The sequence below is a fragment of the Ferrovibrio sp. GW821-FHT12E11 genome, assembly GCF_058806975.1.
Map to the genome: position 1 here is coordinate 2141594 of NZ_JBXAQG010000001.1, position 13716 is coordinate 2155309.

Consider the following 13716-nt stretch of genomic DNA (forward strand, 5'->3'; position numbering starts at 1 on the left):
GCTGGTGCCCGCCAGTCTTAAAGCTGAAGACGGCGATGCCTGGCATCAGGTGGCGAAATCGGCGCGTCCGCTGAAAAAGAATGTGGTGCCCGAGCCGCTGGCGCCGCTGCCGAAAATCTATCGGCCCGAGGGCGCCGGCCAGGCCGCCTATGCCAGGGCCGATGCCAAGCAGAAGGCGCCGCTGCCGGCGCACGGCCCCATCGGGCGCGGTGGCGCGAAGCCTTTGCCGCAGATGGACAAACGACTGAAGCAGCGCTTCGAACGCGGCGAGCTGCCGATCGAGGCGCGGCTCGACCTGCATGGCCTGACGCTGGCCAATGCCGAACGCGCGCTGAGCAAGCTGATCCGCGACGGCATCGCGCAGCAGAAACGCTGCCTGCTGGTGATCACCGGCAAGGGCCTGCAGCGCGACGGCGAGACAGGATTGCATCAGGGGCGCGGCGTGCTGCGGGCCTGGCTGCCGGAATACCTGCGCCGCGGTCCCTGGCGCGACCAGATCTTAGGTGTCGCGCCGGCGCGGCAGGAGATGGGCGGCGCCGGCGCCTTCTATGTGCTGCTGCGCCGACAGCGCGAAGAGGGCACGCCTCAGCCGCGCACGCGGTAATAGCCTTTCGGCGCCAGCGTCGCGCCGAATTTCTGTTCGCGCTGCAGGTCCGGTTCCAGCAGATTCGGATAGCTGGCGATAAAGGCCTCGATGGCCTCCATCGGCCCGGGCCCGTGTTCGGGGCGCACCGGATGGCCATTGACCACCGTATCCTCAACGATGATGGAATCGCCGGGCAGGAACAGGGCGCGGAAGACTTCCAGCTCGGCGCGGACATGCCGTTCGGTATGGTCGGAATCGAAAATGAAAAATGTCTCGCCGGGTTTGCGGTCTACCGGCAGCAGACGGGCGATAGCCGTCACGGCCTCGGGCGCCGCCGAATTGCCGATCAGGAACTTGATGCGTGGATGGCTGCCCAGCTGGTTGGCGCTCTTGTCGATGTCGCAGGAAATCACCAGCCCGTCTCGGGCCTCGACATGGTCGGCGAAGAACAGGGCCGAGCCGCCATGGCGCGTGCCGGTCTCAACCACGAAACGGATTTTCCGCTCGTGGATGATCTCCTGGTAATTCCACATGTCGCTGGGCAACTTGAGCGTGCGAACGCCCTTGTAATGCATGCCCTTCCAGACATTGGTCTCGTGGAACCATTTCAGATAGGCAATCGAAATCGGATCGTGCACGGCATTCTCCCGCAGCCCGCAGCATGCAAACCTATCCTCCTACTGCGGGCGGGTTACCAAATCCTTATGGACCGCCTGCGGCAATAATCCGGCATCGGACTTGTCACTGGACAGGGCCAGGCAGAGAATGCCGCGTCTTTTTCATTGTCAGCAAAGCCCGCCCCATGAGCATTCACCAGCATTTCTCGCCCGACTATGCCACCGCCCGCCAAGCCGTCCTCGCCGCGGCCAAAGCGGCAAAGGCCGAAATCGAAAGCTTTGCCCATCCGCTGAAAGGCATCGCCGGCGAAGACCTGTTCACCGATATCGCCTGGATCGGTCCGCGTGATGCGAAAGCCGTTCTGGTCACTGTTTCGGGCACCCATGGCATCGAAGGCTATTACGGTTCAGGCTGCCAGGTCGGCTGGCTCAATGACGGGCACGCGGCGCAGCTGCCGGCCGGCACGGCAATGCTGACCATTCATGGCAGCAACCCTTACGGTTTTTCCTGGGGCCGCCGCGTCAATGAAGACAACATGGATATCAACCGCAACTTCATCGATTTCGCGACGAAGGCGCCGCCGGCCAATCCGGCTTATGCCGAAGTGCATGGCTGGCTGGTGCCGCAACAATGGGACGATGTCGTGGCCAGCGGCATTCAGCAGAAGATCGCCGCCTATTATGCGCGCGTTGGTGCGAAGGCGGCGACCGCAGCCATCGTCGGCGGCCAGCACAGCCATGCCGACGGCATTTTCTATGGCGGCGTGCAGGCCTGCTGGTCGCACAGGACCATCAAAAGCATTGCAGAGAAATATCTGTCCAGGGCGCAACGCGTCTGCGTGCTGGATTATCACACCGGGCTTGGCCCGTTCGGTTATTCGGAAATGATCTGCCGCCACGCGCCTGAATCTGAATCCCTGACGCTGGCGCGGCGGTGGTTTGGCGATGCCGTCACCTCGCCGGCCATGGGTCAGTCAGATTCACCGGTCATCGAAGGCAATCTGCGCATGGGTATCGCGCGCTTCTGCGCCCAGGCCACGGTGGTGGCCAGCGCCATCGAGGTCGGCACGCTCAGCTCGGAGGAAGTGCGGTTGTCGGTGATCGCCGATAACTGGCTGCATCTGCGCGGCGACGTGTTCTCGGCCCAAGGCAGGCAGATCAAGGCACAGATCCGCGCCGCCTTCTATCCCGACAACGATGAATGGCGCGGCCTGTGCTATCCGCGCGCCGTGGAAATCCAGCAGCAGGCCCTGGCCGGTCTCGCGGCCGCGTAATCTCTAGCCTGGCGCCCGGCCGGCGCGGCCGTTCTGCGCCTGCACCGGCCCGTCCCAGCGCGTGACGATAGTGTCGTAGTCGCCACTGCGCTTCAGGGCGGTGAGCCCGCGGTTGAACGCGGTGCAATGCTCGGCCTTCTGGAAGGCGACGCTGTAGCTGGTCGGCTGGAACAGGGCATGCTCGGTCACGGGAGCGCTGGTGTCGATGCCGGCTTCACTGCTGCGCGACAAGGAATAGAAAATCCGCCGCTCCAGGATGGCCACATCGGTGCGGCCGGAGAACAGGGCCCGCACCTGCAGCATCTGGTTGGCGACCTCGCGGTATCGCGGATTGCCCTGCCGCACCGCGGTCATTTCCGGGCCCAGCAGGACCTGGGCATTCTGGAAAGCCGTCACGTCATGGTTGGCCAGATCGCCGATGCCGCTCAGGTTCAGGCCGCGCTGGGCCAGGGTGAAGGCTGTGTTGCGGTAGACCAGCAGGGTATCGCTGAAACAGCCGGGCAGATTCATCGCCGGATTGGCTGGTACGATGGCATTGAAAACACCCCGGCGGAAATCTTCGGACAGCCGGCCCAGCGGCACCAGCTCCGGCTTCAGCGCCAGGCCACCGATATGCGCAGCGGCCAACACCAACTCGTATTCCAGTCCGGTCAGGCTGCCATCGGATTTCTGCAGCACATAGGGTGCAGTCGGACGGAAGCCGGTGACAATCGTCTGCTGCGCCGATAACGGGACTGCCGCGCCGCCCGCCAGCAGCAGGATCAGGGCGCAGAGAATTGGGATCTTGCGATCCGGGAACATCTGGCGCAACGACACGGCGGAATACTAGGATGCTGCCGATGCATCGGCAATCTGCGATCAAACAATCCCCTGTGAGGGTCAAACGTTGAATACGTCGCCATGACGCCCTTCGGCGCTCGCATTCGTGCCCTGCGGCAGGCGCGCGGCATCGCGCTCAAGCAGATGGCGGCCGATCTCGGCGTTTCTTCGGCCTATCTCTCGGCGCTGGAGCATGGTCATCGCGGCCGTCCGTCCTGGTTGCTGCTGCAACGCATCTGCGGTTATCTGAACATCATCTGGGACGAGGCCGAGGATCTGGCCGAACTGGCCAAGTTGTCGCATCCGCGCGTCACCATCGATACTGCCGGCCTGACGCCCAAGGCCACCCTGCTGGCCAATGAGCTTGGCCGCCGTATCGGCAGTCTGGACGAAGCCCGCTTGGAACAGATGCTGAGGCTACTGCGCAGCTAAAAGCGCCGAACGCCGCCACAAAGCCGCCGTATTCCCGCCCCGCCTCGCCGGGCACTTAATCGGCGCTGCGGCGTTACTCCGGAGACGAATGGCTTCAGGAGGTTACGGTGCAGGCCGCGCGGATTCTACGCAAAGACCAGGACAGCGCTGCACCGCCGGACGGGCTGCTGCAGCCCGGCCGCAATGCCTGGTGCGTGGTCGAGGCTCCGCGCGCCAGCATGCTGGTCGATGCGGCCGATTATTTCATCGCATTGCGCCGTACCCTGCGCAATGCGCGCCATTCCGTGCTGATCACCGGCTGGGATATCGACAGCCGCACGCCACTGGTCGGGCCCGATGGTGAAACCGGCGACGATCTGCCGGTGGCCTTCGGCGCCTTCCTCACCGAACTGGTGCGCCGTCGGCCCCAGCTCAGCATCAAGCTGCTGCTGTGGGATTACTATGCTGCCGTCTATTCGCTGGAACGCGAGCTGATGCCGGCGCTGGCGCTGCAGTGGAACACGCCGCGACAGATTGAACTCTGCCTTGACGATGTGCTGCCGATCGGCGCCTCGCATCACCAGAAGATCGTGGTGGTCGACGATGCCGTGGCGTTTTCCGGCGGGCTGGATATCACCATCCGCCGCTGGGACACCAGTGTGCACGAGCTGCACAACCCGCTGCGCGCCGATCCTGCCGGCAAGACCTATCCGCCCTTCCATGACGTCCAGATGATGGTGGATGGCGATGCCGCCGCCGCCCTTGGCCGGCTGGTACGCAACCGCTGGTATCGCGTCACCCATGAACTGCTGCCCCCCTGCCATGGCGGCTGCGATCCCTGGCCCGATGATCTGGAGCCGGACTTCCGCGATGTCAGCATCGGCATCGCCCGCACCGAACCGCATTACGGCCCCGAGCCTGCGGTACAGGAGGTGGAGGCGCTGTTCCACGACATGATCGATGCGGCCGAGCGCCATCTCTATATCGAGAACCAGTTCCTCACCTGCACGGCGCTGGCGAAAACCCTGGCGCAGCGCCTGCGCACGCGGCCAGATCTGGAAGCCGTGATCGTCGCGCCCAAAACCCATCATACCTGGCTGGAACAGCAGAGCATGCTGGCCGGCCGTATCCGGTTCATGCGGCTGATCGAGAACGAGGGCCTGCAGGATCGCGTGCGCTTCGTCTATCCCTGCCTGCGCAACGACGGCAGCGTCGAAGACCGCAAGACGGAAGTGATGGTGCATTCCAAGGTAATGATCGTCGACGACCGCTATCTGCGCATCGGCTCGGCCAATCTGTGCAACCGCTCGCTTGCCGTCGATACCGAATGCGATCTGGTGATTGCGGCTGCAACGCCGGCCCAGCGGCGTGCCGTCACGGCGGCGCGCGACCGCCTGATCGCCGAACATTGCGGCACCGAACCTGCTGAAGTCTCAGCGCTGATGCAGCGCACCGGCTCGCTGTTCGCCACGCTGGATGCGCTGCAGGACCGCGAACACCGGCTGTGCCCGATCCAGGATGAATTGCCCGGTCTCGATCTGACGGCGCAGATCGAGGCGATTGCCGATCCGGTGCGTCCCCTGAGCGCCGATTTCAACCTGCCGGACCCGAGCAACGAGCCGCCGAGCCAGCGCCGCTTTTCGGCCATGCTGGCGATCGCCTGCACCGCAGTGGCGATCATCGCTCTGGTGCTGGCCTGGCGCTACACGCCGCTGTCGGACTGGGCGTCGCCCTCCAAACTGGCGGCGGCCTTCCGCAGTATTGCCGCCAGCCCCTTGTCCTTCCCTATCGTGGTGGGAATTTTCATCGCCGGCGGTTTCATCGCTTTCCCGGTCACGCTGCTGATTGCCGCCACCGCGATGACCTTTGGCACCTGGGAAGGCCTGAGCGTGGCGCTCACCGGCTCGATGAGCAGCGCGCTCGCCACCTATGCGGCCGGCCGCTGGCTTGGCGCCGATATCCTGCGGCGCGTCATGGGGCCGCGGATCAACCGGGTGGCGCGCAAGGTGAAAAGCAACGGCATCCTCGCCGTCACCACCATGCGGGTGATGCCGACGGCGCCCTTCATGCTGGTCAATCTGGTGGCCGGCGCCACCAAGATCCGTCTGATGGATTACACCATCGGCACCTTCCTTGGCTTGGCGCCGGGCATCGTCATCATGTCGGTGCTGGGCGGTCGGCTGCTGGAGATGATGACGCGCCCTTCCCTGATGGATGTGCTGCTGATCGTCGGCTTCCTGGTGGTCTGGGCCGGCCTGTCCTACATGCTGCAGCTGGTGGTGGCGCGCCTGCGGGACAAGCTCGTTGAGAGTTGACGGTTCGCCGCCGCCCGGTCCGCAGACCGTCCGCGTGCTGACCTGGAATGTCCATGCCGGCATCGGTCCCGATGGCCGTTACGATCTGCCCCGCATTGTCGCCCTGGTGCGCCGGCACCAGCCCGATATCGTGGCCCTGCAGGAACTGGATTCGCGTGGCCGGGGCGATGTCTCGCCGTTCGAGTATCTGGCCCAGGCGCTGGGCAGCCATGCGGCGGAAGCCAAGACCATTGCCGCACCGGACGGCTATTACGGCCATGTCCTGATCAGCCGCTGGCCGCTGACCGAAACCGCCATTCATGATCTCTCGGTCAGCAGGCGCGAACCGCGCCGCGCCATCGAGACCACGGTGATGACGCCCTATGGCCCGCTGCACCTGGCGTCGGTGCATCTGGGGCTGAGCTTCCGCGAGCGGCGCCAGCAGGCGGCGATGCTTTCCGCTATTGCAGGTACGTCCCGCGGCACAACCGTGATGCTGGGCGACTTCAACGACTGGCTCATCTATGGCGGCGTGCGGCGCGCATTGAAGACGTTGCTGCCCGGCCGCAGCAAGCTGCGCAGTTTTCCCGCCTGCTATCCGCTCTTCATGCTTGATCGTATCTATTGCCGGCCACGGGCGGCATTGCTGCGCTGCTGGACCGACCCGCTGGGCCGGCGCGTGTCGGATCACCTGCCGGTGATTGCCGATATCCGCCTGGAGCAGGCCGCCCCCGGGCCGCAGCCGCTCAGCCTGCCCGAGATGCGGGCCGAGGAAGCGGCTGCCGAAGCGCCATCGCCGGAGGCCCTGCTGCGCTAGGGCTCAGGCCTTGTGGGCCAGCCGCGGCTGCGCCAGCCGCATGCCGCTGTCGATCAGCAGAGTCTCGCCGGTGATGTTGGGCGCCGCGGTCAGGAAGAACAGGATGGTGCCGGCAATGTCGTCCGGTTTGTTGGTGGTGCCGAGGGGCGCGAACCGCTGCCAGGTTTCCTGTGCCGCCTTGTAGGCAGCCTCGCCCATGCCCTGCTGCAGCCATTCGCCCTCGACGAAGCCGGGGCAGACGGCATTGATGCGCACTTCCGGACCCAGCACGCGGGCAAGGCTGAGCGTCAAACCGTTCAGCGCGGCTTTCGAGGCGACATAGGCCAGCGACGAACCGGTGCCGTAAACACCGGCGATGGAGGAGACATTCACCACCGCGCCATGCGCCGACCGCAGATGCGCTTCGGCGGCGCGCACCATCTGGAACGGACCGATGGTGTTGACGGCGAAAATGTCCTGGAAGTCCTGGGCCGACAGGCCGGCAAGATCGCGATGGGCGACGAATTTCGTCGTGCCGGCATTGTTGACCAGATAATCCAGCCGGCCGAAGCGCGCGATGGTCTCGGCCACGACACGCTGGCAGTCGGCATCCTCGGCCACATTGCCCTGCACCAGCAGGGGCGGGATGCCGCCGGCGGCTTCCACCGCAGCCGCCACGCGCTCGGCCGCCACGCGATTGCGCGAGAAGTTGATCGCCACCTGGCATTTGCGGGCGGCCAGCTGCTGCACGGTGGCGGCGCCGATGCCGCTGGAGCCGCCGGTCACCAGGGCCACCCGGCCCGTCAGAGTGTTCATCATTATTCCTCCCGGTATTCAGGCAGAAAGGAAACGCCGCCTGAAGCGGCCGCGCAATGCTTATAAAAGCGCCAGAATCTGAGAAATTTCACATAAACATGCGTCTCATTCGCATTGACTTGATCTGCATACGGGTGTTACCGAACAGTATTCGTTGGGGGTGATAGCCAGATCGCAGCGCCGGACTGCCCGGTGCTGCTCAGCAAGACCCGTTCTTCGCGGAGCTTTCTGCATGCGCCTTCGTACGCCCGCCTCAACCCTCGCTGTGCTGGCCGGACTCACCACTGTCCCCGCCGTTGCCCAGACCACCACGGAACCGCCGGCCCAGCTGCCGGCCATCCAGGTCGAGGCGCCTGCGATGCCCGAGCGCGCCGATGGCCCGGTGGAGGGCTACCGCGCCACCCGCAGCGCCACCGGCACCAAGACCGATACCGCCTTGAAGGACGTGCCGCAGACCGTCAACGTGGTACCGCGCCAGGTGATCGAGGATCGCCAGTCCACGCGCCTGGCGGATGTGCTCTACATGGTGCCGAACGTGCAGCCGAACGGCACCAATGGCGGGCGCGGCCAGAATTTCACGCTCCGCGGTTTCCAGACCCAGACCTTCGCCATCGATGGCGTGATGCAGAGTCCGGCACTGAACTTCCCGCTGGTCTCACGCGACCTGTCGTCCATCGAGCGCGTCGAGGTTCTGAAGGGGCCGTCGTCAGTGCTCTACGGCCGCACCGAGCCGGGCGGCCTGATCAACCTGGTGACGAAGAAGCCGTCGAATGTCTTCGGCGGCAGCGCCACGCTGCAGGCCGGGTCTTATGATTTCTATCGCGGCGAAGGTACGGTCACCGGTCCGATCGATCCGGCCGGCACGCTGACCGCACGCATGACCGTGGGGATGCAGACCGAAGGCAGCTTCCGCTATAACAACGACGACACGCGCGAATATTTTGCGCCGGTGCTGAACTGGGCGCCGCGCGACGACACGCGCTTTTCCTTCAACTACGAACATACCGAACAGCAGAGCCAGTTTGATCGCGGCCTGCCGGCGCAGTTTAACCGTGTGGTGCTGCCGCGCGAGCGCTATTACGGCGAGGACTGGGCGCGCTACGAAGCGACAGTGGACAACACGGTCTATCGCGCCGAGCATGATGTGCGTGACTGGCTCACGCTCCGCCAGATGTTCAGCTACACTTGGGGCGAAACCTTCCGCATGGTGCCGAACGGCACGACGCTGAACGCGGCGCAGACCGTCATGAACCGTCAGGCGCTCCGCCAGATGGAGAAGATGGATGCTTTTGACTCGCAGACCGAAGCGGTCTTCAAGTTCGATACCGGCAGCGTCGGCCATACCTTCGTCACCGGCTATGAATATATCAATGCCGACCGCTTCATCCTGCAGCAGAACGCCACCCTGGCGGCCGTCAACCTGACCAGCCCCGGCTTCGGATCGCTGCCCGGCACCTTCAACTTCCAGAACATGCCGCTCACCCGCATGAACATCAATTCGGTGTTCATGCAGGACCAGATCAAGCTGAGCGACCAGTGGGAGGTCCTGCTCGGCCTGCGCTATGACTCGCTGGACCAGACCAGCATCACCCAGCGCATTGCGACGATGGTAGACCGCGACAATGTCGGCCCGCGTGCCGGCGTGGTCTACAAACCGGTGCCGCCGCTGTCGCTCTATGCCAGCTACGCGACGTCCTTCAGCCCGCAGACCACGGCCATCCTCGGCGGTGGCGTGCCGGAGCCGGAAAAAGGCATCCAGTATGAGACTGGCGCCAAATATGACGTTATCCCCGACAAGCTGACGGCCGGCCTGGCGCTGTTTGAAGTCACCAAGGAAAATGTTGCCACCGCCTCCGGTACGCCGAATTTCTCGGTGCTGACGGGCGAGCAGCGCTCGCGCGGCATCGAGCTGGACCTGGTCGGCCAGATCCTGCCGGGCTGGAGCGTGATGAGCGGCCTCACCTATATGGAAGCGGAAGTGATCGCCGACCGCACGCTCGTCAAGGGCGCGCGCCTGCCCAATGTCCCCAAGCTGAGCGGCAGCCTGTGGAACACCTACCAGTTCCAGAGCGGCGATCTGAAAGGCCTCGGCCTTGGCGCGGGCGTCACCTATGTCGGCAACCGCCAGGGCGATCTGGCCAACAGCTACCGGGTCGACAGCTACTACCGCCTCGATGCCACGGTCTTCTACGACCTCAATGATCGTATCCGCCTGTCCTTGACCGGCCGCAACCTCACCGATGCCGAGTATATCGAGCAGACCGTGACGCGCCTGGAAAACCTGCCCGGCGCGCCGATGACGGTCATCGCCGGCATCACGGCGAAGTTCTGAGCCTGTGGATGCCGTGCCGTCGCCCTGCTCTGCTGGTTGGCCTGCTGCTGCTTGCGGCTGCACCGGTCTGGGCGCAGGCCGGCGGCAAGCGCATCCTGTTCGTGCACAAGGCTGACAGCGCCAGCCGCAAGACCGACGACGCCATCAAGGCGCATCTGGAAAAGCAGGGCTATCTCGTCACCTATCACGACCAGTATCTGCCGGCGGCCGAAGCCTGCCGCCACGATCTGGTGACGCTGTCAGCCAGCGTGCGCTCGCGCGACCTGATGGAAGCCTATCGCGATGTGCCGGTGCCGCTGCTGACCTGGGAGAATGACGAACTGGACGATCTGCGCATGACCGGCCGTCGCAAGGACGCCGATTATGGCGCCGTCGAACGCGAGCATGAATTGTGGATGGTCAACGCGCCGCATCCGCTGGGTGCCGGCCTCGCGGCCGGGCCGCGCAATGTTTACACCGGCAATGCGCCGATGGGCTGGGGCAGGCCGGGCCTCGGCGCCAGCATCATCGCCACCCTGCCGGGCCAGCCCGAGAAGGCGGCGATCTTCGCCTACGAACGCGGCGCTACCATGGATTACGATTTCCTGGCGCCGGCCCGGCGCAGCTTTTTCCTGCTGGATAACGACACCTTCGGCAACCTGAATGCCGATGGCTTGGCGCTGTTCAACGCCGCCGTGGCCTGGACGCTCGCCGATCCCAAGACCGGCAAGCCGGCATGCCCCTGACGGTCAGACTGCGGCAGATCGTTGGTCCGCGCAGCATGCGCTGGCTCCATGGCATGCTCGGCTTCTGGCTCTGTCTGGTGCTCGGTTTCCTCTGCCTCTTCGGCACGCTGACCAGTGTCGGTCATTATATCGACTGGCTGGCCGATCCAGCGCTTCGCGTCGAACGGCCGCTCAATGCCGCACCGGCCAGCTGGGGCCAGATGGAAGCGGCGATCCGCAGCCGGCATCCAGACTGGACGATCCAGCGCATGATGGCACCGCAGGGCAGCCGGTTCGCTGCCGAGGTGCGCGTCGTCACGGCGCCCGGTCCGGATGGGCAGGGCCAGCCACGCCTGCTCTATGTCGATCCCTATCGCGCGGTCGTCACCGGCGAAGGCCCGCGCGAAACCGTGCAGGCGACGCTGCGGCAGATTCACCGCCAGTTTTACCTGCCCAATGTCAACGGCATCAATATCGGTGTCTATCTCGCCACGCCGTTCGGCCTGGTGCTCTTCCTCATGCTGGTCAGCGGCCTGGTGATCTATCCGCGTTTTTGGCGCGGACTGTTTCGGCTGCGCGTGACCCAGGGCAGCAGTGTGTTGCTTAACGATCTGCATCGGCTGGTGGCCGGCTGGTTGGTCTGGTTCCTCGCCGTGATGTCGCTGACCGCCATGTGGTATTTCGCCGAGCGGCTGATGCTGGATACCGGCGGTCGGCTGGAACCGCCGGCGCCGAAAGCCGCCGCGTCATCGGCACCGCCACTGCCGCTCGACGATCTGGTCGTCATCGCGCAACGCGCTTTCCCGGAACAGCAGATCGGCGCGGTGTATTTTCCGCGCCGCAATGGCGACGCGCTGCGCTTCGACGGTCAGGCCGGTGACTTTATGGTGCGCGATCGCGCCAACAAGGTCTATCTCGACCCGAAAACCGGTGCAGTGCTGCGGGTGGAGAAGATCGACGGCGCCGGTTTCTGGCGCATCTGGAACGAAATGACCAATCCGCTGCATTTCGGCGATTTCGCCGGGCTGTATTCCCGATTGATCTGGTTCTGCTTTGGTCTCGGCCTGACCGTGCTGGTGTTCAGCGGCGCGTGGATGTACTGGGCCCGGCTGCGCAAGGAGCGCGACCTGATCCGGCGGCGCGCGGCACGCGCCGAGACAGCGCGCGCCGCTTAACGCAGCCTTACAGGATGTATTTGCTCAGGTCGGCATTCTTGGCCAGATCGCCGATGCGCTGTGTCACATAGGCCGCATCCACCGTGACGGTCTGGCCGGCATGGTCGGTGGCGCTGTAGCTCACTTCTTCCAGCACGCGCTCCAGGATCGTGTGCAGGCGGCGGGCGCCGATATTCTCCACGCCCTCGTTCACCTCGGCGGCGATCTTGGCCAGGGCATCGATGGCATCGTCGGTGAAGGCGAGCGTCACCTGCTCGGTGCCCAGCAGGGCCGTATACTGCTTCAGCAGGCTGGCCTCCGGTTCGGTCAGGATGCGCTTGAAGTCGTCGCGCGTCAGGCCCTTCAGCTCGACGCGGATCGGCAGGCGGCCCTGCAGCTCAGGCAGCAGGTCGCTCGGCTTGGCCACCGAGAAGGCGCCCGAAGCGATGAACAGGATATGGTCCGTTTTTACCGTGCCGTGTTTCGTGTTGACGGTCGTACCCTCGATCAGCGGCAGCAGGTCGCGCTGCACGCCTTCGCGGCTGACATCGCCGCCGCCACGGTATTCGCTGCGCGCGCAGATCTTATCGATCTCGTCGATGAAGACGATGCCGTTCTGCTCCACCGCCGTGATGGCATCCTTCACCAGGCTGTCCTGGTCGACCAGCTTGTCGCTTTCTTCCTGGGTCAGTGCCGTCATGGCGTCCGCCACCTGCACCTTGCGCGGCTTGCCGCGCATGCCGCCAAAGGCCTTGCCCAGCATGTCCTGGATATTGGCCATGCCCATCTGTGCGCCCGGCATGCCGGGAATCTCGAACATCGGCATGCCGCCGCCGGCGCCATCCTTCAGTTCGATGTCCACCTCGCGTTTGTCGAGCTCGCCTTCGCGCAGCATCTTGCGGAATTTCTGCCGCGTCTCGACGCTGGCCTTCTCGCCGACCAGGGCATCGAGCAGACGCTCCTCGGCCGCCAGTTCGGCGCGGGCGGAGACGTCCTTGCGCTTGCGCTCACGGATCATGGTCAGCGCGCCTTCCAGCAGGTCACGCACGATCTGCTCGACATCGCGGCCGACATAGCCCACTTCGGTGAACTTGGTGGCCTCGACTTTAAGGAAGGGTGCATTGGCCAGCTTGGCCAGACGGCGCGAGATCTCGGTCTTGCCCACGCCGGTCGGGCCGATCATCAGGATATTCTTCGGCAGCACTTCATCGCGCAGGGCCTCGGGCAGCTGCTGGCGGCGCCAGCGGTTGCGCAGCGCCACAGCGACCGCCTTCTTGGCGTCGTGCTGGCCGACGATATAGCGGTCGAGTTCGGAAACGATTTCGCGGGGCGAGAACGAGGTCATGGCAGCTTTTCAACAATGACGTTGCGATTGGTATAGACGCAGATATCGGCAGCGATGTTCAGGCTTTTGCGCGCGATCGCCTCGGCATCCATGTCGTCGCGATCGATCAGCGCGCGGGCGGCGGCCAGCGCATAGTTGCCACCCGAACCGATGGCGATCAGGCCGTCTTCGGGCTCCAGCACGTCGCCGGTGCCGGTCAGCACCAGCGATACTGATTTGTCGGCCACCGCCATCATGGCTTCCAGGCGGCGCAGGTAGCGGTCGGTGCGCCAGTCCTTGGCCAGTTCGACGCAGGCGCGCATCAGCTGGCCGGGATGACGCTCCAGCTTGCTTTCCAGCCGCTCGAACAGCGTGAAAGCATCGGCGGTGGCGCCGGCGAAGCCGGCCAGGATCGAGCCGTCGCCAATGCGGCGTACCTTGCGCGCGTTCGACTTGATGACGGTCTGGCCCAGGCTGACCTGGCCGTCGCCAGCCAGCACAACCTGGCTGCCCTTGCGCACGGCAAGGATTGTGGTGCCGTGCCAGGTCGGCACGCGGTCTTCACTGCTCATGTCGGAAACCTCAACCT

13 protein-coding genes are annotated in these 13716 nt (G+C 64.8%); 8 read left to right on the forward strand and 5 right to left on the reverse strand.

What is annotated here, in order from left to right; all coding sequences use genetic code 11:
• Positions 1–4: 4 nt before the first annotated feature.
• Entirely contained in the window at positions 5–604 is a 600-nt protein-coding gene (locus AC1ROT_RS10655) for a Smr/MutS family protein (protein ID WP_492972231.1), read from the forward strand.
• Here the strand turns inward: AC1ROT_RS10655 and AC1ROT_RS10660 are convergent.
• Complete coding sequence (locus tag AC1ROT_RS10660) at positions 586–1224, reverse strand: CmcI family methyltransferase (protein ID WP_492998934.1); 639 nt, start codon at positions 1222–1224, stop codon at positions 586–588. The two genes, AC1ROT_RS10655 and AC1ROT_RS10660, sit on opposite strands and share 19 nt — an antisense overlap.
• A gap of 164 nt (positions 1225–1388) precedes the next feature.
• On the opposite strand from AC1ROT_RS10660, the gene AC1ROT_RS10665 reads away from it, so the two are divergent.
• Complete coding sequence (locus AC1ROT_RS10665) at positions 1389–2477, forward strand: M14 family metallopeptidase (protein WP_492998936.1); 1089 nt, start codon at positions 1389–1391, stop codon at positions 2475–2477.
• Between the two features lie 3 nt (positions 2478–2480).
• On the opposite strand, the gene AC1ROT_RS10670 is transcribed toward AC1ROT_RS10665, so the two are convergent.
• Positions 2481–3293, reverse strand: a complete 813-nt coding sequence (locus AC1ROT_RS10670; protein WP_492998938.1) for a substrate-binding periplasmic protein — start codon at positions 3291–3293, stop codon at positions 2481–2483.
• An 84-nt stretch (positions 3294–3377) separates the two neighbouring features.
• On the opposite strand from AC1ROT_RS10670, the gene AC1ROT_RS10675 reads away from it, so the two are divergent.
• From AC1ROT_RS10675 to AC1ROT_RS10685, 3 genes are all read left to right on the forward strand, one after another.
• Positions 3378–3728: a helix-turn-helix domain-containing protein gene (locus AC1ROT_RS10675; protein ID WP_492998940.1), complete on the forward strand. Its 351-nt coding sequence runs from the start codon at positions 3378–3380 to the stop codon at positions 3726–3728.
• Positions 3729–3835: 107 nt separating this feature from the next.
• The gene (locus AC1ROT_RS10680) at positions 3836–6022 is read left to right on the forward strand and encodes a VTT domain-containing protein (protein ID WP_492998942.1); all 2187 of its coding nucleotides are present in this window, start codon (positions 3836–3838) and stop codon (positions 6020–6022) included.
• The gene (locus tag AC1ROT_RS10685; RefSeq protein ID WP_492998944.1) at positions 6012–6818 is read left to right on the forward strand and encodes an endonuclease/exonuclease/phosphatase family protein; all 807 of its coding nucleotides are present in this window, start codon (positions 6012–6014) and stop codon (positions 6816–6818) included. The genes AC1ROT_RS10680 and AC1ROT_RS10685 overlap by 11 nt, the downstream gene beginning before the upstream one ends.
• Positions 6819–6821: 3 nt before the next feature.
• On the opposite strand, the gene AC1ROT_RS10690 is transcribed toward AC1ROT_RS10685, so the two are convergent.
• On the reverse strand, positions 6822–7613 hold the full coding sequence (locus AC1ROT_RS10690; protein ID WP_492998946.1) for an SDR family NAD(P)-dependent oxidoreductase: 792 nt from the start codon (positions 7611–7613) through the stop codon (positions 6822–6824).
• A 232-nt stretch (positions 7614–7845) separates the two neighbouring features.
• On the opposite strand from AC1ROT_RS10690, the gene AC1ROT_RS10695 reads away from it, so the two are divergent.
• The 3 genes from AC1ROT_RS10695 to AC1ROT_RS10705 are packed head-to-tail and all read left to right on the forward strand — an operon-like array spanning position 7846 to position 11824.
• Positions 7846–9945: a TonB-dependent siderophore receptor gene (locus AC1ROT_RS10695; RefSeq protein WP_492998947.1), complete on the forward strand. Its 2100-nt coding sequence runs from the start codon at positions 7846–7848 to the stop codon at positions 9943–9945.
• 8 nt (positions 9946–9953) lie between these two features.
• Positions 9954–10670 (forward strand): hypothetical protein, encoded by a 717-nt coding sequence (locus AC1ROT_RS10700; RefSeq protein WP_492998949.1) that lies wholly within the window; start codon positions 9954–9956, stop codon positions 10668–10670.
• Positions 10661–11824, forward strand: coding sequence for a PepSY-associated TM helix domain-containing protein (locus AC1ROT_RS10705; RefSeq protein ID WP_492998950.1), 1164 nt, complete (start codon positions 10661–10663; stop codon positions 11822–11824). The genes AC1ROT_RS10700 and AC1ROT_RS10705 overlap by 10 nt, the downstream gene beginning before the upstream one ends.
• A gap of 7 nt (positions 11825–11831) precedes the next feature.
• On the opposite strand, the gene hslU is transcribed toward AC1ROT_RS10705, so the two are convergent.
• Both hslU and hslV read right to left on the reverse strand, forming a co-directional pair.
• The gene (gene hslU / locus AC1ROT_RS10710) at positions 11832–13148 is read right to left on the reverse strand and encodes an ATP-dependent protease ATPase subunit HslU (protein WP_492972219.1); all 1317 of its coding nucleotides are present in this window, start codon (positions 13146–13148) and stop codon (positions 11832–11834) included.
• Positions 13145–13699, reverse strand: a complete 555-nt coding sequence (hslV, locus tag AC1ROT_RS10715) for an ATP-dependent protease subunit HslV (RefSeq protein WP_492972218.1) — start codon at positions 13697–13699, stop codon at positions 13145–13147. Before hslV ends, hslU begins: the two co-directional genes overlap by 4 nt.
• Between the last annotated feature and the right edge of the window lie 17 nt (positions 13700–13716).